Source organism: Nocardia sp. NPDC047654 (assembly GCF_043205035.1).
In the GTDB taxonomy this organism is placed as follows: domain Bacteria; phylum Actinomycetota; class Actinomycetes; order Mycobacteriales; family Mycobacteriaceae; genus Nocardia.
Genome location: NZ_JBIDDF010000028.1, coordinates 1 through 24,186, shown reverse-complemented (window position 1 = coordinate 24,186; position 24,186 = coordinate 1). Strand labels below are relative to the sequence as shown.

22 protein-coding genes and 1 pseudogene are annotated in these 24,186 nt (G+C 62.7%); 18 read left to right on the top strand and 5 right to left on the bottom strand.

Annotated features, from left to right (window positions below):
• Positions 1-293: 293 nt before the first annotated feature.
• Complete coding sequence (locus tag ACGF7Y_RS35370) at positions 294-869, bottom strand: hypothetical protein (protein ID WP_393241960.1); 576 nt, start codon at positions 867-869, stop codon at positions 294-296.
• A 227-nt stretch (positions 870-1,096) separates the two neighbouring features.
• Between ACGF7Y_RS35370 and ACGF7Y_RS35365 the strand changes: the two genes are divergently transcribed.
• The 6 genes from ACGF7Y_RS35365 to ACGF7Y_RS35340 all read left to right on the top strand — a co-directional run bounded on the left by ACGF7Y_RS35365 (position 1,097) and on the right by ACGF7Y_RS35340 (position 6,129).
• Positions 1,097-1,666, top strand: coding sequence for a zinc-binding dehydrogenase (locus tag ACGF7Y_RS35365; protein ID WP_393241995.1), 570 nt, complete (start codon positions 1,097-1,099; stop codon positions 1,664-1,666).
• Between the two features lie 15 nt (positions 1,667-1,681).
• Positions 1,682-2,074, top strand: a complete 393-nt coding sequence (locus tag ACGF7Y_RS35360) for a nuclear transport factor 2 family protein (protein ID WP_195066006.1) — start codon at positions 1,682-1,684, stop codon at positions 2,072-2,074.
• 152 nt (positions 2,075-2,226) lie between these two features.
• Entirely contained in the window at positions 2,227-3,075 is an 849-nt protein-coding gene (locus ACGF7Y_RS35355; RefSeq protein WP_393241957.1) for an SDR family NAD(P)-dependent oxidoreductase, read from the top strand.
• Between the two features lie 35 nt (positions 3,076-3,110).
• Positions 3,111-4,355, top strand: a complete 1,245-nt coding sequence (locus tag ACGF7Y_RS35350) for a cytochrome P450 (protein WP_393241955.1) — start codon at positions 3,111-3,113, stop codon at positions 4,353-4,355.
• A 374-nt stretch (positions 4,356-4,729) separates the two neighbouring features.
• The gene (locus ACGF7Y_RS35345; protein ID WP_195066009.1) at positions 4,730-5,428 is read left to right on the top strand and encodes a TetR/AcrR family transcriptional regulator; all 699 of its coding nucleotides are present in this window, start codon (positions 4,730-4,732) and stop codon (positions 5,426-5,428) included.
• Between the two features lie 128 nt (positions 5,429-5,556).
• Positions 5,557-6,129, top strand: a complete 573-nt coding sequence (locus ACGF7Y_RS35340; RefSeq protein ID WP_393241952.1) for an AraC family transcriptional regulator ligand-binding domain-containing protein — start codon at positions 5,557-5,559, stop codon at positions 6,127-6,129.
• Here the strand turns inward: ACGF7Y_RS35340 and ACGF7Y_RS35335 are convergent.
• From ACGF7Y_RS35335 to ACGF7Y_RS35325, 3 genes are all read right to left on the bottom strand, one after another.
• Positions 6,085-7,560, bottom strand: a complete 1,476-nt coding sequence (locus ACGF7Y_RS35335) for an aldehyde dehydrogenase family protein (protein ID WP_393241949.1) — start codon at positions 7,558-7,560, stop codon at positions 6,085-6,087. The two genes, ACGF7Y_RS35340 and ACGF7Y_RS35335, sit on opposite strands and share 45 nt — an antisense overlap.
• A 38-nt stretch (positions 7,561-7,598) precedes the next feature.
• Entirely contained in the window at positions 7,599-8,690 is a 1,092-nt protein-coding gene (locus tag ACGF7Y_RS35330; RefSeq protein ID WP_393241946.1) for an NAD(P)-dependent alcohol dehydrogenase, read from the bottom strand.
• 1,177 nt (positions 8,691-9,867) lie between these two features.
• Complete coding sequence (locus ACGF7Y_RS35325; protein WP_195066012.1) at positions 9,868-10,392, bottom strand: TetR/AcrR family transcriptional regulator C-terminal ligand-binding domain-containing protein; 525 nt, start codon at positions 10,390-10,392, stop codon at positions 9,868-9,870.
• 308 nt (positions 10,393-10,700) lie between these two features.
• On the opposite strand from ACGF7Y_RS35325, the gene ACGF7Y_RS35320 reads away from it, so the two are divergent.
• The 12 genes from ACGF7Y_RS35320 to ACGF7Y_RS35265 all read left to right on the top strand — a co-directional run bounded on the left by ACGF7Y_RS35320 (position 10,701) and on the right by ACGF7Y_RS35265 (position 23,341).
• On the top strand, positions 10,701-11,753 hold the full coding sequence (locus tag ACGF7Y_RS35320; RefSeq protein WP_393241942.1) for an alcohol dehydrogenase catalytic domain-containing protein: 1,053 nt from the start codon (positions 10,701-10,703) through the stop codon (positions 11,751-11,753).
• A 105-nt stretch (positions 11,754-11,858) separates the two neighbouring features.
• Positions 11,859-13,304 carry an aldehyde dehydrogenase gene (locus ACGF7Y_RS35315; protein ID WP_195066014.1) on the top strand — a complete coding sequence of 482 codons (1,446 nt, stop codon included), beginning with the start codon at positions 11,859-11,861 and terminating at the stop codon, positions 13,302-13,304.
• Between the two features lie 46 nt (positions 13,305-13,350).
• Positions 13,351-14,616, top strand: coding sequence for a cytochrome P450 (locus tag ACGF7Y_RS35310; RefSeq protein ID WP_195066015.1), 1,266 nt, complete (start codon positions 13,351-13,353; stop codon positions 14,614-14,616).
• A 69-nt stretch (positions 14,617-14,685) separates the two neighbouring features.
• Positions 14,686-15,585: an ABC transporter permease gene (locus tag ACGF7Y_RS35305; protein ID WP_195066016.1), complete on the top strand. Its 900-nt coding sequence runs from the start codon at positions 14,686-14,688 to the stop codon at positions 15,583-15,585.
• Between the two features lie 17 nt (positions 15,586-15,602).
• On the top strand, positions 15,603-16,463 hold the full coding sequence (locus tag ACGF7Y_RS35300; RefSeq protein ID WP_195066017.1) for an ABC transporter permease: 861 nt from the start codon (positions 15,603-15,605) through the stop codon (positions 16,461-16,463).
• A gap of 2 nt (positions 16,464-16,465) precedes the next feature.
• Positions 16,466-17,557 carry an Mce family protein gene (locus tag ACGF7Y_RS35295; protein WP_195066018.1) on the top strand — a complete coding sequence of 364 codons (1,092 nt, stop codon included), beginning with the start codon at positions 16,466-16,468 and terminating at the stop codon, positions 17,555-17,557.
• Positions 17,554-18,567, top strand: a complete 1,014-nt coding sequence (locus ACGF7Y_RS35290; RefSeq protein ID WP_195066019.1) for an MlaD family protein — start codon at positions 17,554-17,556, stop codon at positions 18,565-18,567. Before ACGF7Y_RS35295 ends, ACGF7Y_RS35290 begins: the two co-directional genes overlap by 4 nt.
• A complete protein-coding gene (locus ACGF7Y_RS35285; RefSeq protein WP_195066020.1) occupies positions 18,552-19,583 on the top strand; it encodes an MlaD family protein in 1,032 nt (343 codons plus the stop codon). Before ACGF7Y_RS35290 ends, ACGF7Y_RS35285 begins: the two co-directional genes overlap by 16 nt.
• Position 19,584: 1 nt before the next feature.
• Entirely contained in the window at positions 19,585-20,616 is a 1,032-nt protein-coding gene (locus ACGF7Y_RS35280) for an MlaD family protein (RefSeq protein ID WP_228819994.1), read from the top strand.
• A gap of 71 nt (positions 20,617-20,687) precedes the next feature.
• Positions 20,688-21,614: an MlaD family protein gene (locus ACGF7Y_RS35275; RefSeq protein WP_393241935.1), complete on the top strand. Its 927-nt coding sequence runs from the start codon at positions 20,688-20,690 to the stop codon at positions 21,612-21,614.
• Positions 21,611-22,570, top strand: coding sequence for an MlaD family protein (locus tag ACGF7Y_RS35270; RefSeq protein ID WP_195066022.1), 960 nt, complete (start codon positions 21,611-21,613; stop codon positions 22,568-22,570). The genes ACGF7Y_RS35275 and ACGF7Y_RS35270 overlap by 4 nt, the downstream gene beginning before the upstream one ends.
• Positions 22,571-22,600: 30 nt before the next feature.
• Positions 22,601-23,341, top strand: coding sequence for a hypothetical protein (locus tag ACGF7Y_RS35265; RefSeq protein ID WP_393241932.1), 741 nt, complete (start codon positions 22,601-22,603; stop codon positions 23,339-23,341).
• Positions 23,342-23,448: 107 nt separating this feature from the next.
• On the opposite strand, the pseudogene ACGF7Y_RS35260 reads toward ACGF7Y_RS35265, so the two are convergent.
• Positions 23,449-23,883: pseudogene (locus ACGF7Y_RS35260) on the bottom strand (helix-turn-helix domain-containing protein); the annotation flags it as partial.
• Positions 23,884-24,186: the final 303 nt, after the last annotated feature.

The window sequence follows — 24,186 nt, the reverse complement described above, 5'->3', positions numbered from 1 at the left end:
ACCTCGGAAACGGCTGCGGAGAGCGGGGATTGGTCGTGGGGCACGGAGTCGACGTCGAGATCCCTGCATCGGGGCACAACCCCATGTTCGAGCAGCCGCTGGCCCTCGTCGGTGTCTTGCGGACTCTCCTGACGGCATGGTTTCCCGTCGTTTCCCGGCGGGGCGAGGCCAACGGGTGATCATGGTTCCGACCTGAATTCGCCGCAACAGTACGAATCGGCCGCGGATTCCAGACGGGTGTCCGCTCTCCGACCTGAGAGTGGACACCCTTTCTTTCTGCAGAATGAGACTACTCAGTAGACGTCGCGTAGGTAGCGCTTGGCCAGAACGAGCGCGTCGAGGTAGGACTGGGCTCCCGCTTCGTCGACACCACGTTGAGTCGCGATGATCGTCAGGAGGGCGGACTCGACATCCGGCGCCATTCGCTCCGCATTGCCGCAGACATAGACGTAGGCCCCTTCCTCGAGCCACGCGTACAGCTCTTCTGCGTGCTCGAGCATGCGCGTCTGAACGTATTCTTTGTGTGCCTGGTCGCGTGAAAATGCCGTGTCGAGGTGGGTGAGAACCCCAGCGTCAACCCACTGCGCGAGTTCCTGCTCGTAGAGAAAGTCGTCGGCACGGTGGCGCGCTCCGAAGAAGAGCCAGTTGCGCCCGGTGGCGCCGCTGAGCTGGCGATCCCGGAGGAATCCGCGAAAAGGTGCGATCCCGGTTCCGGCCCCGATCATGATCAACGCCGCTGCCGGGTCGCGCGGAAGGCCGAATGCGGCGTTCGGCTGCGGGAAAACCTTCACCGTTTCTCCGATGGCGATACGATCCGCCAGATAGGTCGTCGCCACTCCTCGGTACTCTCGATTGTCGCCGTAACGCACGGTGGCGACGGTGAGGTCGACACGATCGGGCGCCTCGAGGGGCTCGACGCGATCGAGAACTGACGCGCAAGAAGCGGCCGGAACAGATTGGTGATCTCTAGGCGGGTGAGTTGAACTTTCGGGCTTGTTTCCAGGAGGTCGAGGACATCGCGTCCGTACAGCCACGCATCCAGTTCCGCGCGGTTGTTTCGCTGTAGAACGATCGCGAGCTCACCTTCGGGGTCGCGCTGCGCGATGACCGCAACCAGATCGTTCGACGGTGTACGTATCTCCCAGTCGTAGGTCAGACGGTCTTGCAACGAGCGGCCATCGATGCTGTCGCCAGGTTGCAGCTTCAGGCGCTCGATTCCAGCAAGGAGGATGTCGCGAAGCGATTCGGCGCTACGGACTTCCTGCAGCCGATCGCAACTGAGAACACGCTCGCTGACCAGGTCACCGAGCTGCTGAGCGGGCCGGCCGACTACTCGTTCGAGTGTGTCGGCAACACCCGGCTCATCGAACAGGCCCTCGCGATGGTCAACCCGTTCAGCGGCGTGTGTGTGGCTGTTGGGATCGCGCCGGGCGGAAGCGAATTGACGCTGCCGGCGTCGAGGTTCTGGATGGGACGGCGTCTGCAGGGCACCTTCCTCGGTAATGTCAATCCGCTGACGGACATCCCACGAATCGTCGACTGGTACTGCGACGGCACGGTCCTGCTCGACGAACTCGTCACCCATCGGCTGAACCACGCGAACATCAACGATGGATTCGATCTGGTTTCCAGTGGCCAGGCCGTGAGAACCGTAGTCGTGTACTGAGAAAGGAGTAGGTGCATGGACGATCTCGAGCGTCTCGTTGCCGAGAGCGACATCCGGCAACTTCTCGGCTTGTATCCGCAGCATGCCGATGACGGGGAACACGACGCCTTCGCCGGTCTGTTCTCCGACGATGGCGTCATTCGTATCGGTGACCGGGTCATCGCGGGCCAATCGGAGATCCGCGACTGGATTGCCTCGACCGCCGCGGCAGGTCCGCTCCGACATCTGATGATGAATTCGTACGTGTATGTGACATCGACTGCGGAGGCGTACGGCAGTATCGACATGGTTCTGCTGGGTAAACCGCACGGCCACTGGGAGATTCGGGCAACGCCGCGCTATTCGGACCGGTTCGTGAAGACCGCCGCGGGATGGCGGTTCGCGGAGCGGGCCCTGCACCTCAGGTGATCGGTTGTCGAAAGGCCGTCGCTGTTCGGCCGTGTGCAGCTTTGCCGTCCAAAATAGTAACTAAATAGTTGACATTCTGGCTCGTCTCGGCCTACGTTGTGGGCAGCGCTGGCGTGGGCGTCGCCGCGCTCAAATCTGCAAGGAGGCAGACAATGACCGATCTGACGGGCACCCTGACGGTCGTCACTGGAGGGGGACAGGGGGTGGGGTTCGCTCTCGCCGCCGAGGCCGCGCGGCTCGGTTCCCGCGTGGTGATCGGGTCTCTGACCGATGCCGCGCCTGCCGTCGAGAAGCTCAGGTCCGAAGGACACGAAGCCGACTGGTTCCAGGTCGACGTCTCCGACCCCGATGAGGTGGATGCTTTCGCTACATTCGTGCAGGAGAAGCACGGGCCTGCGAATGTGGTAATCAACAATGCGGCCGGCGGCGGTGCGCAGGGCTCACTGTTCGAGAGTGAGGTCGACGCTTTGCGCCGCACCATCGAGGTCAATGTTCTGGGCTACGTCTGGATCATTCGCGCTTTCGCGGGCGACCTGGCCGCGAATGCGAAGGAAGGTAAGCCGGCATATGTGCTGAACGTCGGCTCCGAGCACTCGCTGGGCGTGCCGCCTCACGTCATGCCGCTCAGCGGCTACACGATCAGCAAACAAGCGGATCTCGCCATCACCGAGACTGTGCGCCGTGATCTCGCCGCCACGGGGGTCCAGGTGTCTCTCCTGGCGCCCGGCTGGGTGCTGACGGAGTCCGTTTCCGCGATCATGGACAAGTCGGAGGAATTCCGCGCGGCCGTCGAGCCGTACGTACAGCCGGCCGCCGACGTCGCCCGCATCGCTTTGGAGGGGCTGAGCAACGGCCGAGAGATCATCGTGACCAATCCGAAGTCAGTGCCTTTCGCGCGTGCTCGCGCCGAGGCGGTCCTGCGCGACCTGGACGCGGCCGAGCGTGGCCGCGGCCAGGACCATAGCGGCGACATCAGCAAATGCCCGGTCATGGGCCGGTAACAACCAACTCTGCTGGGAACTACCTGAGGAACACCATGAGTACCGTCGTCTCTGAAACCCCACTTCCGGATCTCAGCGATCCAGCGACTTTCGTCGATGCTGTCCCGTATGAAGCATTCAAGCGTATCCGTGAGAAGCCCGGCCTGTATTGGCAGCCAACCGAATTGTCGACCGTGAACGGCGGCTATTGGGCCGTCACCAGATTCAAGGACATCCAGCAACTGGAGAAGAACGTCGAGGTCTTCACCTCGACTCAGGGCGCGGCGTATCCACTCATGACACGTGAGCCGATGACCAGCCCGCACGGTGACGTGCTGATACACACCGACCCTCCCCGGCACGCGCGGCTTCGGCGCGCCGCGGCCGGCGGCTTCGGCCCGCGGGTCGTGCAGCACTTCGAGCCCTGGGTGCGCGAGATCGTCGACGAGGTCATCGAAGGGGTCGCAGACAAGGACGAGTTCGACTACGTCGAGGAGTTTGCTCGTACTGTCCCGGCGTATGTCATCGGGCGTGTGCTCGGTGTGCCGCGTTCGGACCGGAAGAAGATGGTCGATTGGACCATTGCCTCGTTCAACGCCACGCAGCAGCGCAAGCCCGATGAGAAGGGAGAGGCTGGTCTCCACGCGATCCAGGAGGCTCAGGCCGAGATGGTCGAGTACGCCCTGCAGATGCAGGCGTACAAGCGTGAACACCCTGCCGAGGACATGTTCACCGAATTGGGTGCACTTGTCGAGGACGGCACGCTCAGCTCCACGGAGTTCGTCCGATGGATGGTGCTCATGATGTCGGCGGGATTCGAGACCACACACACCGTGATCGGGCAGTCCATGCGGATGTATCTCGAGGACACGGACGTCCGGGAGAAGGTCGATCGAGCCATCGCGAACGGTGAAAGCGAGCTTGTGGCCAAGGAATTCATCCGGATGATCTCGCCGGCGATACAGATGGCGCGCACCGCGACGACGGACATCGAGTTCGCCGGGACACAGGTGCGCAAAGGCGACGTCATGGTGCTCTACTTTGCCGCCGCGAACCGCGATGAGACGGTGTTCGACAACCCCGACACGTTCGATCCGTGGCGCAAGGAGACGGTGACGCTCGCGTTCGGCTCGGGTATCCACCGCTGTATCGGGTCGTATCTGGCCATCCTCGAGATACAGGTGCTGTTCGAGGAGTTGGCCGCCAGGAACATTCAGCTGAAGCTCAATGGAACGCCTGAGCGCGGCTGGTCGAACTTCATCAACCAGCTTCAGGCGCTCCCGGTCGCCAGGGAGAAGTGAGCACGAGCAATTCGTTGTGTCCGAGGCGACCCAGTCGGCTCGCGCTTTCCCGAGATCCCCGAGGACGCACGTTATGGTCTGCTGATCGACGGCGAGAGTACGACGGCGGAAGGTGCGGCGACGTTCCGTTGTGTCGATCCCTTCACAATCTGCGCGCCCTTCCCGCCGAGTTCCCATGTGACAGCCCGGCTCGGACGAGTCCACAATGTGGTTCGGCAAGGGCGCGGACCAGAATCTCGGTAAGCGCTTCCGGGTCCGAAGATCAACATCCCGCTCGACGGCCCGTGGCAGGACCGGATCTGTACAAGGCCGACGGGATCTGAAGAAGCCGGGCAGGTTCCCGGCATAGCCAACCATGTAGTTACTATGTGGACATGTCGAGTGAATTAGACGGCGGTCCGGAGGCGTCCGGGAACGCCTCTGGACCGCCCGACACTGCATCTGTCGCTGGTAAGGGGAATTCCAGAATCGACAAGCGTGGCGATCCGGAGGCGACACGTGCGCGGATTCTGGCTGCGGCTGCCGCGGAGTTTGCTGAATACGGAATTGCTGGCGCGCGCGTTGATCGTATTGCCGAAAATGCGAAGTCGAACAAGCAGCTCATTTATCGCTACTTCGGAACCAAGCAGGGCTTGTACGAATCGGTGATGGATCGACTGGTGACCCAAGCGCGCGCAGCGATCGAAGAAGATCGATCGAGTGGCCGTTCCTACATGGCCTCTCGGCAGTTCCATGCCGGTCGGGACGACGCCCGCCTCATCTGGGCTCGCCTGCAGAGCTGGGAGGGGCTTACCGAAGGGGTGGAGAGCCCCGAGCTGGATGCCAAGCGCGCGGAGAATTTCAGGATAATGCGCGAGTGGATCGAGGAGGATCAGGCAGCTGGACGGATTACGAACCGCCTCTCCGCGGACAAGTTGGTCGCGCTTGTTGTCTTCGGCCGGATAATTCCTCTGGCCATGCCCAAGGTCTTTCGCCTGGTTATCGGTCAGCCGTATTCGGACGAGTTCGAGAAGTCTTGGTTTGAATTCCTCAGAGAGATGTTGACTCCCGTCCCGGGTGGGACATCGGACTGATCTACGCCGGACCTGCGGTATGTTGCGAGAAAAATTGATCGCTGGAAATACTGGATAATGGCGAAAGCCTGCTGACCAGGTAACTGCTCCTGAATCCCGGCGTCAAAGCCCTGCTGAAGGACCTCGGCGTGTCATCCACCCGGGTGCTCCGGCGCGCCCAGCTGCCTGCCGACCTGTTCGGCCGCGGCCCGGTCGACCTCTCCGTCGAGGAGTACTTCCGACTGTGGGAGGCACTCGACGCCGAGAGCGGCGATCCGGACCTGGCTGTCGCGATCGGCCGGTCGATTTCGGTCGAGATGTTCAACCCGCCGATCTTCGCCGCCCTGTGCAGCCCCGATCTGCGGACCGCAGCCGAGCGCATCGCCACCCACAAGCCCCTCATCGGGCCCCTGCACTTGCGCCTCGACAACGACGACGAAGGCTTGACGATCAGCTTCCGGTGGCCGCCGGACACGCCCCCGCCGCCCCTGCTGGCCGCCGCCGAGATGGTGTTCTGGGTCGCTCTGGCCCGGATCGCGACCCGCCACGACGTCCGAGCGGTCCGGGCCACCGCTCCCTGGCTCGCTGCCGAGCACACCGGCCTGGACGACTACCTCGGCGTAAAAGTCCACAACGGAAAGACGCACGCGATCACCTTCGCGCTCGCCGACGCGACTTTACCCGCTCGTTGCCGAGCGGGCGGTGTTGAGGATTTCCAGTAGCCCGTCACGCACTGTATCGGTATATGGCGGCATCATTGTGGGGGCGATGCCGACACCGAGTTGGTTGGTCGTGATGGCGCGAGTGTGAGTAAAGGTGTCGAAACCGGCCTTTCCGTGATAATAACCCATGCCACTATGGCCGACTCCGCCGAACGGGGCACCGTCAACCCGCAAATGCAAGGCAATGTCGTTGCGTGCGACTCCGCCCGAAGTCGTCAATCGTAGGAATGTCTGATAGTCGGCAGTGTCGTCGCCGTACCAATAGGCGACGAGCGGATGGGGCCGAGCCCTCATATAGTCGATTGCCTCAGTGACGTCTTGGTAGGAGAAGACGGCGATGACCGGTCCGAAGATCTCCTCTCGAGCAATGGCCATCTCGTCCGTGACGCCCAGCACGATGATGGGTGGTATCCGCCTCGTTTCAGGGTCGGGAAGGCTGTCGGTTTCTCCGGCGGGTGCGATGGTGATGATCTCGGCACCCTTCGCTGCGGCGTCCTGGATCAGGCCGACGATCCGGCGGTAGTTGGCATCGTTGATCACCGTCGTCACATCGGGATTGCCGAGATAGGTCGGAAAGAACCGGCCGATGTGTTCCCGATACGCGGTGATGAATGTGTCGGCCTGGTCGGTGGGAACGAAAACATAGTCCGGACACAGACAGACCTGACCGCCGTTGATCATCCGGTTGGCGGCAATCCGCTCGGCAGCCACATTCACGTCGGCATCCGGGGCCACGACGACGGGGTTCTTCCCGCCCAGTTCGAGGGTGACCGGAACGAGGTTGGCACCCGCGGCCGCGGCGACACGCCGCCCGACAGCTGGGGATCCCGTGAAGAACAAGTGGTCGAATTCGAGATCGGAGAATGCTTGCGCCGTTTCCAGGCCGCCCCGGCAGACGTACACCTCCTCGGGTGCGAAGCGTTCGGCGATCGCCTCGGCAAAGACCTCGGCTGTCCGCTCCGGAACGTCCGAGAATTTGATCATCACACGATTCCCCGCCGCGAGTGCCTCGGCGGCGGGCTGGATGACCAATCCGAGCGGGAAGTTCCAAGGCCCGATCACTCCGACGACGCCTTTCGGGCGGTGTTGCAGGACCGTAGGCAGACCCGTTTCGGCAGATCCCGCGACGACCTCGTCTCGCATCCAGGTTTCCAGGTTTTCGTTCAGCTTCATCACGCTGGGCAGCACACCGGCCATGTCCGACATCAGGCTGAACAGTTCCGGGCGGTTGCCGAAATCGGCGTTCATCGCGGCGGTGAGTTCGGCGGAGTTGTCGGCGACCGCTTGTACGAGACAGTTGATCCGATCGCGGCGGGTTTGTGCGGTCGGCGGCCCTTCTAGCAAGAACGCAGCTCGCTGGGCGTTCAGAACTGCGCGAAGCTGCGCTGCGGATGGATCGGCATCGAGTGAAAGCGGCTGGCTGGTGGGCATTGTGAAGTCCTCTCGTTCGAATACAGTGATCGGCAAGGTCAGGGAAAGGTAAGAACCGGTTTGATCGCACCGCCCGCGGCCATGGCCGCGACAGCGGTGTTGATCTCGGCGAATGGGAACGGCGTGACGATTCGCTCGATGGGGAACCGACCTGCGCGATGCCATTCGACGAGGCGCGGGATGAACTCGCCGGGGACGGCGTCTCCCTCGATGCACCCGCGCAGGGACCGCCCGCCACCGATGAATGGAGGGATATCGATGGTGGCCTGGGGCGCGCCGAGCCCGACCAGTACCAGTGTGCCCAACGGGCCCAGGGCATTGGCTGCGCCGGCGATCACCGCAGGCACCCCCGTGGTGTCCAGTGCATGCGTTATCTCGCCGCCGGCCGCGGTCTTGACCTGCTCGATGACATCGGCGGCCGAGCCGTCGATCGACGCAGCGACGCCGAGTTTCAGGGCCGTTTCACGTCGGCTCTCGGAGAGATCGACGGCGACAATGGTGGACACATCCAAGGCGCGGGCGGCCATGATGGCTGCCATACCGACCGAGCCGGCGCCGTAAACGGCAAGGCGTGCATCCGATCCCGGCCGTAGCACGTTGGCCACCGCCCCCGCACCGGTCTGCATTCCGCAGCCGAATGACGCCGTGGTCGTGAGATCGACATCGTCCTCGACAACCACGGCATTGCGCTCGGTGACCAGTGCGTGAGTGGCGAAACTCGACTGTCCGAAAAACGCCCCGGCAACACGATTTCCGTCCTGGCTCAGCGGGCTGGAACCGTCCGCCCGTCCACCGGAAGAGTTCAGGACCGCGAATTGCGCGCAGTAGCTCGGCATCCCCGCTGTACACCGTGGACAGGAGCCACAGCTGTCATAGCTGATCAGGACATGGTCGCCGACGGACACACGCCGCACCGACGCCCCCACCTTCAAAACCACGCCCGCGCCCTCGTGGCCCAGAACGACCGGCGTGTCGGTGGGAAACATCTGTCGAGTCAGGAGATCGGTATGGCAGATGCCGACGGCCCGCATACGGACCAGGATTTCGTCGGGTCGTGGATCATCGATGTCGATCTCTTCGATGCTGAAAGGGTGGGACGCCCCTCGGGACAGTGCGGCTTGGATTTTCATGGTTCACTCGATGGTGAGTAGGGAAATGGGGTTCCGACGGCGCGTCGGCAGTTTGTTCGGTGTCATCGGTTCGCCCACTGTGGCGAGCGGAAGTTGTTGAGACGGTGAATATTTCGGCAGCCAATGTGCGGGCGAAGGAGAGTGTGCCGTCCGTGGGCACGACGCGATCTTCGACGCCACCTGCCGGCCGAAACCCACAGCTCCCGGCACGGCCTGCTCCGAACTGGTCACCAACCTGCTGCGCACTTTGGGGATCCCGGTCTGAGTCCGGACGGTTTGAGCGTTCGATTCGACCATGTCCCGTGTCTCGGGGCTGTCACCTCCACTGTCACGGGTTCCGTCGGCGCCGAGGCAGCGTGAACGGAATCAATCGTTCGGGACCGCAGGTGACGTTGTGTAGCGCGACCACCGACTGCCGCAGTCCGGGGATCGGATGACCGATCTGCGCCTAGCCACGAGTCGACTTCGTATGCTCCGCGATGGGCTGCAGCACCTGGTTGACCAGGGTGACCGGAGTCGTTGGTGCCGCGGCCCCGATCGCATTGAGTAACGCGTGGCCGGATGGGGGCGCCGGTGGCTTCCCTTGACGGACCGGAGATCACGGCTACTGTGCCGACCGCGGGATCATCGGAGACGGCTTCGATCGCCTTGGTCCGGACCGTCGGATCGATGACGGCGGCACCAGTGACATCCAGCGGATTCCGCACCGTGCAGCACCCTGGCAGCGCCTGACGCAACCGCTGCTGTGTGACCGGGGCAAAGCCGAGCCGGAACAACGTCCATACGCGATCCGAAGTGATCTCGGTACTCATCCTTGGGCACGCTCCTTGCGTGAAGTTTCCAACTGCTGAAATGCAGTCGGTACAGTTCACGAACTGGGCCGTTCAGCTTTTGCTGTTGCAGGCTATACTGAACGAGCTCGTTCAGCAATAGTGGAGCCCAGCTTCTCGTGTGCGGTGTGCTCGATGATCTCGGCAGCGCACGGTGGGGCGGCTTCCGGGTAGATGCGCACTACCTGCCTGGGCACCACCACTCGCGGGATGGTACGACTCGTGGTCGAGGCTCCTCGGGATTCGGCCACGACTGATCTCGCGCCACGACTGATCTCGCGCCACGCGGCGTTCGAACCACACCCGATCGTGCTACCCGACCGACCTCCGCCACGGCGTTGGCCCGGTTAACGTCTGAAGGTTGCGCCTCGCAATGCACCCTCGATGAGATTGTCGACCATTATGGGGTCAAGCGAAGCGTTGTCGGTGTCCTGATCGACGAGGGCGCGCATCATCACTGCCCCACTGAGTGTCAGCATCAACTCCCCGGCATCCAGATCGTGCATGCCCTCGGCTCGCGCATGAGCGTCTACGGCTTGGATGATCGCGACCAGCTGCGGCTCCAGCAGCCTTTGCCGGTACTCCCTGAACACCTCCGGGATCCGGTTGGCCTCTACGTGTAACCGCAGGTGCGCGCCTCCGTCCACCGAGGAGAAGTAGTGGTAGACATTGGTGGCGAAATCGGTCAGCTGGACGCGAAGAGATCGGTTGCTCTCGTATCGGAATACCGGCCATCGGGCATACTCGAGAGCTGCGAGGAGCAGTGCGTCGCTGCTGGCGTAACGCCGATAGAGTGCATCCCGCGAAACGCGGGCAACCTTGGCCACGGCGTCGAAGTGGAAACCCGCGTGGCCGACATCTCGATAAACCAACCGGGCAGCTGACAGTACGCGCTCGTCGATGGCAGGGTCTCGTGGCCGACCGGTACGTGTCCCGGGCCCACTCGGTTTCACGCCGTCCGAGGACACAGCTCGTCCACCCAAAGTCCTCTCCTTCCCTTGTCCGGAGTGGCGAATCGGCTGCCACTGCGGGGATCTGACTACCACCGTATCCGGATCGGTCCGAACAACTACTTGCCAACACAGTCTGTCGGTAAGTATGGTGCGATGCAGATCACAGCCAGGCCGCCTTCCGTATTGCGGATCGCCGGATTGGGCAGTAAGTAGATGAGGAGCTTGTTGTGTCCGACCTTCCGATCAGCATGAAGGCATACCGTGTTCCGGCGGGTGGTGGTGCCGGTGTGTGGCGCGATATCCCTGTTCCGGTCCCGGGGCCCGATGATGTGCTGATTCAGATGACGGCTGCGGGTATCTGTCGTACGGATCTCGAACTGATGGATCACGGCTTCATGCAGCCTGCCGAGGAGTACACGCTGGGGCACGAAAACGTGGGATGGGTTGCCGCTGTCGGCAGCAATGTTCGTGACCTGAGCATCGGGGATTCGGTTGCGGTGTCGCCCTCGAGCTCGTGCGGTGCCTGCGAGTATTGCGCCGAGGGCAACGACAATGTCTGCCTCGATCGGCCTATGAGGTATGGGGTGGCGGGCGACGGTGGTCTGGCACCGTATATGGTGGCGCGGCGCCGGGACACTCTTCCGATCGGGGAGCTGGACCATCTTCTCATCGCGCCTGCCGCGGACGCGGGTGCTGCCGCGTATGGTGTGATCCATCGGGTGCTGCCGCACGTACGTGACAACGGGTATATCGCGGTTGTCGGTGTCGGTGGCGTTGGTGCTTTCGCATTGCAGCTGCTGCGTTTCATGACGCCGGCGACGGTGATCGCGGTCGATTTGGCGGAGCGTCTGGACAACGCGATTGCGCGCGGTGCGGATGTGGGCGTGGTCTCCGGCCCAGACACGGTCGAGGAAATCATGAAACTCACCTCGGGACGCGGTGTGGATGCCGTCCTGGAATTCGTGGGTATCGACGCGACGCTGGAGTTGTCGTCGCGGATCGTGAGGCCGCTCGGTGCAATCGGACTCGTCGGCACGGGCGGAGGTATGTTGCCGTTCAGATTCGGGTTGCCGCAATTCGGTGCGGTGGTGTTCAACTCCGCCAGTTGCTCGTTGTCGGAACTGAAGGCACTCTTCGAGCTGGTGGGGGCGGGTAAAGCCGAAATCGACATCACCGAGTACGACTTCGAGAACCTCGAGCAGGGCTACAGCGACTTGCGTGCGGGCCGGATCATCGGTCGAGGTGTGATTCGTTTTCCGGGAGACCGCCCGGCGCCTTAGCGCCCGCGTATCCACTCGATCCAGATGATGGCGAGCCGGTTCGTCGAGCCCGCTGTCCGAGTTTCGTAAGCCGGGCCGATCGGTCCGTATTCAAGGAGATCTGCAATGAAGACCTGGAAAGGCCTGTTCATCGGGGGCGAGTGGGTCACAGCCTCCTCATCGGATGTACTCGAAGTACGCGATGCCGCCACCGAGCAGGTGTGTGGCACGGTTCCGGTTGTCACCGAAGACGACATCGACCGTGCGATCGCTGTGGCCCGCGAGGCCTTCGACCATGGGCCGTGGCCGCATACGACGCTCGAGGAGCGGGCCGATGTGCTGGGCCGGATCGCGGGGGAGTTGCGTCGGCGCGAACCCGAGCTCGCCGATCTGATCACTGCCGAGGTCGGTTCTCCGATCGCGTTCAGCACGGTCGGCCAAGCCCCGGCCGGAGCGGTCTTCTTCGACTACTACGCCGGGTTGCTCAAAAGTGCGCCCTGGCGGGAGCCGCGACCCGGGTTGTCCGGGCTGGACTCCGTGCTGGTGCGTGAGCCGGTCGGCGTGGTGGCCGCGATCGTCCCGTGGAACGGGCCTGTCTATCTTCTCGCCAGCAAGCTCGCGCCGGCGCTCGCGGCCGGCTGCACGATCGTCATCAAGCCATCCCCGGAAACGGCACTCGATGCGATGGTCGTGGCCGAAGCGGTCCATGCTGCGGGATTGCCGCACGGTGTCGTCAGCATCCTTCCGGCCGGGCGAGAGGCGGGAGCCCATCTTGTCGCGTCGACACGCGTCGACAAGGTGTCCTTTACCGGTAGTACGCTGGCGGGCCGTGATATCGCGGAGGTATGCGGTCGTAACCTCACCCGCGTAGCCCTCGAATTGGGTGGCAAATCCGCAGCCGTGATCCTCGATGACGTCGACCCGGCCGAGGTGCTTCCCAGTCTCCTTCCCGGCATGTTCCTCAACAACGGACAGGCATGTGCCGCATTGACGAGGGTTCTCGTGCCGCGATCGCGTCACGACGAATGGGTCGCTGCCTTGTCCGCTGCCGTCGGTGCTCTGACCGTCGGTGATCCGCGAGAGGAAGGGACCGCCATCGGGCCGTTGGTCGCCGAGCGTCAACGTGACCGCGTGGAGTCCTACATCGCGCTTGCCCGGGAAGAGGGCGCCACCATCAGCGTTGGTGGCGGCCGCCCCGCCGGTCTCACCACCGGGTGGTTCGTGGAGCCGACGATCATTTCCGGCTTGTCTAACGACAGTCGCGTCGCGCAAGAGGAGATCTTCGGCCCCGTCGCTGTCGTCATTCCCTACGGCACCGACGAGGAGGCCCTCGATTTGGCCAACGCCTCGGGATACGGACTGGCCGGGGCGATTTTCGGTTCGAACCCGGAACGTATCGAACGGTTCACGCAGTCGATGCGGGTCGGCACATGCAGCGTCAACGGATTCTTCCTCGACCCGGCATGGCCGTTCGGCGGATTCAAGGCCTCCGGAATCGGACGAGAAGGAGGCATCGAAGGCTTGCTCGAATACACAGAAATCAAGACGATCGCCAGGGCTTCCAAGGCATGACGATCGCTTCACCCTCACAAATCTTCGATCCTGCCAAGGGGTACCCATGACCGAATTTTCACCGGTGACCGACTTCAACTCTTTCGACGTGTTCGGCGCATTCGAGGAGGCGGCCGGCAAGGCACGCAATGAGACAAAAGATATCTACTCGGTGCTCCGGCGCTATCGAAAAAATAGCCCGGTCTACGCGGGTGACATACTCACGGAAGAATTCGAGACGTTCTCCATAGCCGGTATTGCCGCGTCGACGGTCGGCAAGTCCGTGGTATCGGTCTTCGGCTACGACGAAGTCGCGGCCGTACTGAAGGACCCGACCGTCTTCTCCTCCGAGGTGTATCTCCCCACCCTCGGGCAATTGCATGGGCGCAGCTTCATGATGATGGACCCACCGGATCATACGTTCTACCGCGGCCTGGTGAAGGACGCGTTCGCACGGCGCATCGCCGAAACGATGCGCGGAGAAATCGTGGAACCTGCGATCTCCAAGCTGCTCGACAAGCTGATCGCCGCTGGCTCGGCAGACCTTGTCAAAGACTTTGCCCTGATCTTTCCGGTCGAAGTTCTGCACCACTTCCTCGGCCTTCGCCCGGAGAATGCGGACGAGTTTCTCAAACTCGGGGTGTCCTCGCTGCTGTTCGGCACCCACCCCGAGATCGCGATGGCCGGTGCCGTGCGCCTGCACGATCTCCTGCGTGAGGAGGTGGACGAGCGGCGCGCAGGCAAATACAGCCGGCCTGGGTTGATGCAGGATCTGGTGGACATCGAGGTCGACGGCCGCCGGTTGACCTCCGAGGAAATCACGCCCTACTTCGGAACCCTGCTGGCGGCAGGCGCCGAAACTGCCATGCGCGGAACACTGAACACGATGGTGGCACTTCTCACGCATCCCGATCAGCGGGCCGCGGTCGTCGCGAACCGAAACCTGTTGCCCAAGGCCGTCGAAGAGACACTCAGGTGGGAGGGGCCGATTGTCGCGGTCTTCCGTCAAGCGAAAGCGGATACTTCGATTGCAGGCATCGATGTGCCGGCGGGTACGGGTGTTGTTGCGTGGGTCGGCTCGGCCAACCACGACGACGATGTATACACCGACCCCGAAACATTCGATCTAGCAAGGAGTGGACGACCCCACATCGGTTTCGGGTATGGCCCGCACTTGTGCATAGGACTTCATGTGGCACGGGTCGAGATCACCGCAGCCGTCGGCATGCTCCTGGATCGCGCACCGGATATCCGGCTCGACCCGTCGTTCGCCGCGCCGGAAATACTCGGACATAGTTTCCGCTCTCCAGCAGAGCTGCGGGTGCTCTTCTAGCTTCGAATCTGCAGGCTTCCTGAAATCCCCATAGCCTGCGGTTCCAGTACGTGGAAAGGATAGCGATCGATGACTGCAACGGTGCCGTCGGTCGCCGGACAATCGCCGCCCGGGCTCGACGCATCATCGGTCGGCGAACCGGAAGAGCTCCGCCCGGGCGGCGGGTCAGGCCTCCTGACGTATCTGCGCGAAGCGCCGATCCGTTCACTGGCAACTATCGGTAGATCCGCAGAACTCACCGCGGCGGTGGTGCGATACCTGGTCGTCGACGGCATGCGGTTGCGGCTGCCGCTGTACGAAATTCTGGATCAGACATGGAATCTGCTGAAGGTCACGGCATTGCCGGCGCTGTTGATGGCGATTCCGATCGGCGCCGAGGTCGCGGTCGAGGTGGGCGGAATTATGAATCAGGTCGGGGCGAACTCCCTAGCCGGCGCCGCGAGCGGTCTGGGGGTAGTCGGACAGGGCGCGCCGATGGCCGCCGGGATGCTGATGAGTGGTGCAGCAGCCTCGGCGATTGCCTCGGATCTGGGCGCGCGCTCGATCCGCGAGGAGATCGATGCGATGCGGGTGATGGGCGTGGATCCGGTGCAGCGATTGGTGATGCCGCGGTTCCTGGCGATGATCGCGATCGCGCCGGTGCTCTGCGCGGTCATCATCGCGGCCGGTGTGGCAGCGGGCCTGGTCATCTCGACGACGGTCAACCATGTTGTGCCGGGCAGCTTCTGGCAGACGTTCGGAGCCTTCGCTAAGCCCACCGACGTGGTCTTCGCTGTAGTCAAGGCGTTGCTGTTCGCTGCGATCGTCGTGCTGGTGGCGAGTCTGCGCGGCCTGGAAGCGAAGGGCGGACCTAAGGGTGTCGCCGACGCGGTCAATGCCTCCGTGGTGCTCAGCGTGTTCTGCATCTTCATGATGAACCTGCTGGTCAGCCAGCTTCAGCAGATGTTCTTCCCGGCGCATCTGGCGTGATCATGAACGGATTATCGATGATGTTCCCAATTTCCCCGAGATCGGTAGTCGTTCGGTCCGCGCGGTCGATCGGACGCAGAGTGTCCGAGGTGCTGGGCGAGATCGGGCAGATCGTCGTATTCAGCGCCAAGACGCTTTATCTGCTGCCGAAGACCGTGCGGCACTACCACAAGGCGACGGTCAAGACCATGAACCAGATGGCTTGGGGCAGTGGGTCGTTGATCGTGGATGGCGGCGTAGTGAGCCTGATGTTCTTCCTGGGCATCGCGGTTGGTGCGGTGGTCGCGATCGAGTCGTTCATCGCGCTGAATCTGCTGGGCTTCGGCGCGATGAGCGGGATCATCGGATCGTTCGGAAACCTGCGGGTGATCGCGCCGATCATCACCGGAGTCGGATTCGCCGCACAGGCGGGTTGCCGGATGACCGCGGAGATCGGCGCAATGCGCATCTCCGAGGAGATCGATGCCACCGAATCCATGGGTCTGCAAGCGATTCCGTTCGTGGTCGGCACCCGGCTGATCGGCGGCATGCTGGTGGTCCTGCCCGGATATCTGATGGCTTTGGTGGTAAGTTTCATCACAGGCAGCATTGTGGTGAAGATCTTCTTCTCCCAGCCGGCGGGCACCTACGATCACTACTTCCGGATGTTCCTGAGTCCGGGGGATCTGCTCGCCTCCATCGTCAAAGTGCTGGTCTTCTGCACGGCCGTCACGCTCATCCATTGTTACTACGGGTATTTCGCCTCCGGCGGGCCGGCTGGTGTGGGCGCAGCGTCCGGTCGAGCTATTCGCGCGAGTCTCGTCATGCTTGTTGTGCTCAATTTCGTGATGACAGTGGCTCTGTGGGGATTGAGCCCGGTCCTGATCTTCAAAGGATAGGAATGAGCAAGTTCAGAAGTCAGGACTTCCTTCGAGGCACGGGTGCGCGCCAAGCCATGGTCCTGAATGTGACCGCGATCGGCGTCATCGTGGTCGTCGTCATCGTGGTCGTCGCCTACAAATGGGTGTATCCGCGGTTCGAGACTTCGGACACGCTGGATCTGGCTGTTGACGTACCAGCTGTGGCGCCGGGCATATATACCGGGACCAAGGTCATTCTGCGTGGTCAGGAGGTTGGCGAGGTCGAGGGTCTGACCCGTCGTCAGGACAACTCGGTGCGGATGAACCTGTCGCTGCGGCCGGGCGATATCACGGGTCTGACCGACGCATTCGATCTGGATTTCCGGCCGGAGAACTACTTCGGCGTCGCGGCGGTGAATCTCGTGGGCAAGGCCGGCGGCGGCCCCCTGAGTTCCGGACGGGTTCTGGACCGGAGGCCATCGGGTGACTTCACCATGTCGACGATGATCGAGAAGGGCTCGCTCGTGGTCAACGGCACGCTGACCGACTCGATGATCCAGACTCTCGACAAGGTCGTTCGCTATACCGATGGTCTCACGCCGATGATCCAGACCGGCATCGTACTCGCCGATCGCATCGCCCAAACGCAGCAGGCGATGCCGAGTGTCCTTCTCGCGGACATGAATCGGACCTTGGAGGTGCTGCCCGGATTCAGTCAGCAGGCCATCGACGCGCTGTACAACATGTACGACAACCAGACGCAGCGAGATACGTGGGGCCTCTCACCCGAGGATCGTGACGCGTGGTGGTCCGAATTGAACGAAGGTCTGAATCTGATCCTGGGTGGGTTGTTCGACGCTTCCGGGACCTTGTTGAAGAGCCATTCGGGCGAACTCACTCCACTGACGCAAACGGTGACGGCGCTGACCAGCGCCGTGCCGAATCTCCTCGACGGCGGTGCGGCGGCGTCGAAGCTCTCCCGGCTCGTGGAGCAATACGGTAAGGCATACTCCGGCCCGCCAGGGGAGAAGACGCTGAACATGCGGGTCATCCTCGACGATCTGCCGTCGTTCGCCACGCCGCTGGCGCTCACCGGAACTCCGCACGCGTCGCAGCCGGGAGCCCCGCGATGACTCAGTCCATCCGCATGATCACCAGAGTGGTGCAGCTGTCCATCGTCGCAGTCGTGACCGCACTGCTGTTCATCATTACGATCAATGCCATCCGCAATCCGGTCTCGGACGCAACTGCCTCGTACACAGCCGATTTCACCGACGTCTCTGGTTTGCACGTCGATGGTGATGTGCGCATCAAGGGCGTTCTCATCGGCAAGGTGAAGTCGATCGATCTGGTCCGGCAGAACGGGCAGAGTATCGCGAAGGTCGGTCTGGCCCTGACGCGGCCGCATCGACTGACCGATAAAACGGTGCTCGCCGTCAAGTACCAGAATCTCACCGGTGTCCGCTATCTCGACATGAGCGAGCCGAACGGTCCCGGTGCGCCGACCGATCATCTGACGACCGCGATGACCAAGCCGTCGTTCGACATCACCCGGTTGTTCAACGGCCTTCAGCCGGTGCTGAATACGATGAGCACCGACGAGGTGAACAGGTTCACCCAGAACGCCATCGCCATGCTGCAGGGCGACGGCAACGGCCTCGCGCCGATCATGGACAGCGTGCAGAAGCTGGGTGACTATGCGCGCGACCGCGAGCAGGTCATTTCGATTCTCACCGCTAACTTGAATCGGATATCCCAGACGATGGGCGGTAAATCCCCGGATCTCATCAATTTCCTGCAGTCCATGAGTATTCCGGTCGGCCGGACCATGACAGTGCTGGACGAGTTCACCAAGGCCGCCGCCTTCGGGCCCGCATTCACCCGGCCGATCGACAAGATGCTTATCGATCTGGGACTGGATCCCGAGCTGGACGTCGACAGGTTCCTGCACTCGGCATTTCCCTCGATCTCGGCCGCGGCCGATGCCCTGCGCCTGCTGCCGAATGCGTTCGCGGGGCTGCAACTACCCGCGCTCCAGAACAGTTCGGGCGCGGTGAAATGCAGCAACGGGATTGCAGTACTTCCGACGGATGTGCAGATCCTGCTGAACGGCAGTGAGGTCACGGTATGCAACGCGCACTGAGTGAACTGATGGCTCGTCTGCGGTCCAGAGCGGTGTCCGTGCTGCGCAGGATCGGCGGCAACAAAACACTGCTGGGTCTGATGGTGGTCGCAGTCGCGATCACGGTACTGGTCGCAGCTACCGGTTTATACCTGCATCCATTGGGACGCAAGACGATTGCGTTCGAGACGACCGACGCGTCCGCGCTCACCGCGGGTGAGGAGGTTCGGGTTGCCGGGATCAGCGTCGGTAAGGTCGCGAGTTTGTCGATCCAGCCCGACACCGTGCGAGTTGATCTTGACATCAAGGGCGATGTGTTCGTCGGCTCGAATACTACGGTGGACGTACGGATGCTGACTCCGGTGGGCGGGTACGCGGTCACGCTGATCCCGTCCGGCAGCGTGCCGCTGGACAAGGACGCCGTCATCCCGCCTGAACGGGTCACCGTCCCCTATTCGATCGCCGATCTCCTGCAGGCCGCACCGCACGTGACCGACAAGGTCGACGGCGGTACGATTCAAGCGAATATCGATCAGGTCGCCGATGCGCTGCAACACAATGCGCCCTCGGTCAAGTCGTTGATCGACGGCCTGAACAGCATTGCGACCGTGATGGATCACCAGCGTGACCAGGTCCGCACGATCATGGACACGGCCGCGGAATACATGCAGACGTTCAATCGGAGCCGCGACTTTATTTTCGAGTTGCTGCGTCAGGTGGAAATCGTCACTACCAGGTATAACATCACGAAAGCCGGGTTCGACCAGGCTTATGCGGATCTCGGTGACATCATCGGTCGCGTCGAGCCGTTCATGAAGTTCTATCTCAACCACTCGGACGAGATCTTCGCTGCGATCACCAGGACACGGGACTCGATCGGCGAATTTCAGAAGACAATGGGGCCGGCGCTGGACCGGATGACCGAGCTGCGGGCGCAGTTGCAGCAATGGCTCGGGCCGGACGGTCTGAAGGCGATCGGCGGCGGCAGACTGCTGGCCTCGGACATCTGTATTCCGACACCAGGGCGGACGTGCTGACATGATCAAGAAAACCAATAGGGCAATCGCGGCGATGGCGGTCCCAGCAGTTGTCGCTGCGGCGTGTGGGATCGCCTACGTATCCACCTCCGACACCTCGTCCGGTGGCGGCTCGGGGTTCTGCGCGGAGATGCCCGACGCAGTGGGGCTGTACACCGGTAACCCGGTCACTCAAATGGGTGTCAAGGTCGGCAAGGTGACCAGTATCGTTCCGAAGGCGGATCATGTCGAGGTCACCTTCTCCCTCGACGATGGACGCCGGTATCCCGCGGATGTGAAGGCGGTGACCCGGTCGAAATCGCTGCTGGCCGATCGTAGTGTGGAACTTGTCGGCAACTACAAATCAGGCTCTCAGCTCGCGTCCGGTAAATGTATCGCGCTCGGCAATAGTTTCACGCCCAAGAGCATCTCGCAGATCACGGGATCGGCCGCTGACTTCATCGAGGCCATAGCGCCCGAGGACGGCGGCCAGGGTCTGCGGCGGGCGTTGGCAGGCATGGAGACCGCGCTGCACGGCAACGGGAACGATGCACAGGCAATGATGCGGCATGCGGCTGCGGCGATGGACAGCCCGGACCAGCTGATCTCGGACATCGGTGCCGCGATCATGAACATGGCGCCGCTGAGTGAGGAGGCGCTGCAGCGGTGGTCCGCCATTCGGTCGATACTCGACCAGGCTCCGGCCGTGGTGAACGCCGTCACGTATGACCTGTTGCCGGGCGTGATCGAATTGTGTGAGGGCGTCGGATATACCGGCAAGACCCTCTACGACGTGCAACGTCGCTACGGCGATCAGATCTGGCCGTTCATGCACGGCAGTGTCACCGACGTGATCCACCTGGCGGCCACTCGCTCGAAAGACATCGCCGGGCTCCTGAGCGTGATTCCCTCGGTCACCGCGGTGATCCGGCAGCAGACCCGGGACGCGAACGGGATGACTGTCACGTATCAGCAGCCGATCGTCGAAACAGGTGCCGGCGCCGTGCCCACGATGCCGTTGCTGGATCTCGTGCTGGGGAAGGCAGAGCGATGAAGGCTTTCGAACGACTCGTCCCGAGAGTTGCCGCCGCCCTGTTGTGCGGTGCGGTGACCGCCGGGTGTTCTTTGGGCCCCAAGGATATTCCGAGCTTCCAGTCCAGTTCCGGTGGTGCGGACATCGTGCTGCACTTCGCGAGTGTGATGAACCTGCCCGACGGGGCGACGGTGACGATGGACGGTTTGCCGATCGGCAGGGTCGGCAGGGTGGACCTGGGCGCCTCGGATGTCGCCGTGACGGTCACGCTGTCGCCGGGTGTGCGTGTTCCTTCGAACGTGAAAGCCACGATCCGGCAGGACACCATTCTCGGCGACACCTACATCGGGCTGGATCGCACTGCGGCGCAGGGGGATACGAGGTACCTACCGACGGGCGGGAATGTCCCGGTCGGCGACACCACCTCGCCCCCGCAACTGGAGGACACGCTGGCCGTGCTCGCCTACTTCGTCAACGGAGGCAGTATTCAGAAGATCGAGGACGCGATGTCGCGCCTGAACACCGTCATGCCGGCCGAGAGCGAGATCCGCAAGCTGTCCACGGTCATCACCGGCGATCTGCACGATCTGTCGCAGAACACCGGCGAAATCGACCGCACACTCGCCGGATTCGATCGCACCTCGAGCGTCGTCGCAGACAATTCCGCCACGCTGAATCGGGTACTGCTGAACGACTGGGCATTGCAGTACTGGAACTACTCCGCGCGTGTGATGTTCGGCGCGGTCGGAAGAGGACTTCCATCGATCGGCAGCCTCTTCGTCGGCGGCAACTGGATGGTCCCGATGCTGAATTCGCTCTCGGAGACAACGCACGATGGCCGGGGCATATGGGATACGGCCCCCAGCGCGGCCGGAAACATGGCAACGTTCCTGCGGACCGTGGTTCTTCCGTTCGCGCAGCGCCCGTCGGTGAACATTCAGTCCGTGCAGGCAGCCAACGGTGATCAACTGGTCGGTGATATCGAGAACGTGCTGCGCATGTTGGGGGCCGTGCGATGATCAACCGCACTGTCGCGTCGGTGCTGGGCATGGCCCTGATCGCCGGTGGCTCTTTCGGCTACATGTACGAGATCGGTATGCCGGTGGACGCGCTGCACGACCTGAACACCGTCAAAATGTCACTGCCCGATACCAACGGCGTTGTCGTCGGTTCTCCGGTGTTGTTGCGCGGCGTGCACATCGGCGCTGTGTCGAGGGTCGTCTCGTCCGCCGACAGGATCGAGGTCGAGTGGAAATTCGACAAGAAACATCGGGTACCGCTGGACAGCAACTATCGGGTGGATAACCTCTCGGCGCTCGGGGAGACCTATATCGCGGTCACACCGGTCACCGAAGAGGGGCCGCATCTGGCCGACCACTCGGTCATTGACACCGGCAAGGTGGTCGTGCCGACGACGATCAAGGAACTGTCCGCGCGCCTGACCAGACTGCTCGAACAGGTGGATCCAGACCAGGTCCGGGCGATCTTCCACGAAATGGATGTCGCCCTGCCGCAGGATGCGCAGGTGCTGGACGATCTGAACCGGGCGGGCAGGTTGCTGGCCTCGATGATCACCACGCAATCGGGCGCGTTCACCAAGCTGTTGACCGCCATTCAGACGATGCTGCAGGACAGTTCCTGGATCGGCCCCGATCTCAGCGGCGCCGGTCCGGTTGTCCCGAAGATGGGCAGATCCTTCAGCGACCTGTGGGATCTCTTCGCGTTTATCAAGAACTGGCAGCCGATGGTTGCGGCCAACAGGGACGGAACAGTCCCTTTCGTGTCCGAAGTCCAGAAGTTCACGGACGAGAATGCTGCAGATTTGCTAACGCTGGGGGTGACTCTGCTTCCCGCCGCGCAGAACGGGGCTGCGTCGCTGAAGACGATCGACGTCGGGCGATTGCTGGACGAGGCGCTCGCGGCGGCCGATTCGGAAGGCAGCGTCACTGTCCATGTCCCGACTCCAGGGAGGTGAGGCCATCCTGAGCGATCCGATCGAGAACAGTTGGCGGGGGCGAATATTTGCGGAAACGGATTGGAACACATGACAGCCCGGACGTCGATAACCATGAACAGCAGCGAGAACAAAGACACTGTGAAGGATCCCGTGGCCGAAGAGGCCGTCGAAACTTTCGGTGATGCAGGCGAATCCGATGCAAGAAAAATTGGTGCGGCGAAGCGCCCGGCACGGATCGACGCGATGGTCGCGCAGGGAAATAGGATCGCGGGCTCATCGATCCAGCTCAAGACCCTGATGATTTCGGCCGCCGTCGTCGTTCTGGTCGCTGTGGTAGCGGTGCTCGGGTGGCAGGTCCATGCCAAGTCGAGCGACCTGGCCGCGGTGAATCAGCAGTCCCAGGATCGGTCGCACGCCGAGCAGATCGCGCTCGACTACGCCACCGGCGCAGCCGAAATGGACTTCCACGACCTCACCGCTTGGCGAGGCCGGTTGACGAAGGGAACCACCCCGGAGTTGTCCAACCGGCTCACCCAGGCGGCGATTTCGATGGAGCAGATCATTTCACCGCTGCAGTGGACTTCGACGGCCAAGCCGATCGCCGCGAAGGTGCGCTCCGAGACCAACGGCGCATACTCGGTGGACTGCTTCGTCAACGTGCTCACCAAGAACAGCCAGGCGCCGGATGGCATCAACTCGACCGCAACCTACCGGCTGACCATCGACGGCGAGCACAACTGGAAGATCACCGATATCGCTGGCATCGACTCGGCGCTCGCCTCGAAGTAGGAGGTTCATCGGCGCACCATCTTACCTGACCCAAGGGTTGGCCTTGTTAGCCTCGGGCTTTCACCGGGGTGAAGGCCGGTAGTCGGCCTTCGATGAGAGAATGGTGCGGTGCGGGTGCCGCGTTTCTTCGTGCGGGCGACGGCCTTGTCTTGGCCGGAGCCCTTGCCGTGCACCCGCCAGCCGCCGTCGGGAATGCGTCCGACCTTCTTCACGTCGATATGCACCATGTGGCCGGGACGGTGGGCGATGATGCGGCGCGGTGCCCGGTTCGATGCGCCGGCGGGGTCAAGAACCCGCCGCTGGTTCAGTCCCAGCCGGTGCAGGTGGCGGCTGACCGTGCGTACCGAGACCGACGTGCCTTCAGTGCGCAGTTCGGTGGCGATGCGTCGTGCCGACCATTTGCGCTCACGTCGCAGTTGTTCGATCCGCACGATGGTCTCGGCTGGTGTCGCTGTCGGTGACCGGTGCGGCACCGGGGATCGGTCGAGCAGGCCCAGCTCGCCGAAGCGGCGAAACCTGTTCACCCACTTGCTTGCACACTGGTAGCGCTCGGTGTCTGCGAGCCTGTTGGTCCGCGGACATCCACGTCGTCGAGTGCATGCGCACCACTTCCACCTTGTACCACGTGCTCGTCGCGAGATCGCGCCCCTGATGATCGAGTTGTATAAACCACGCGGCCAGCTGGGACGCAATCACTTCCGCTCTCGGCATCAGCCGCCAGATGCGCAACCCGAACAACTTCGGCCGCACCTGAATCGCCCCGGCGAGTCCGGAGACCTATTGGTGTGACAGCCCAGCGGATGGCTGGGCAGGGTTTTGAGCGTAGTAGGCGGCCTCCATCTCGG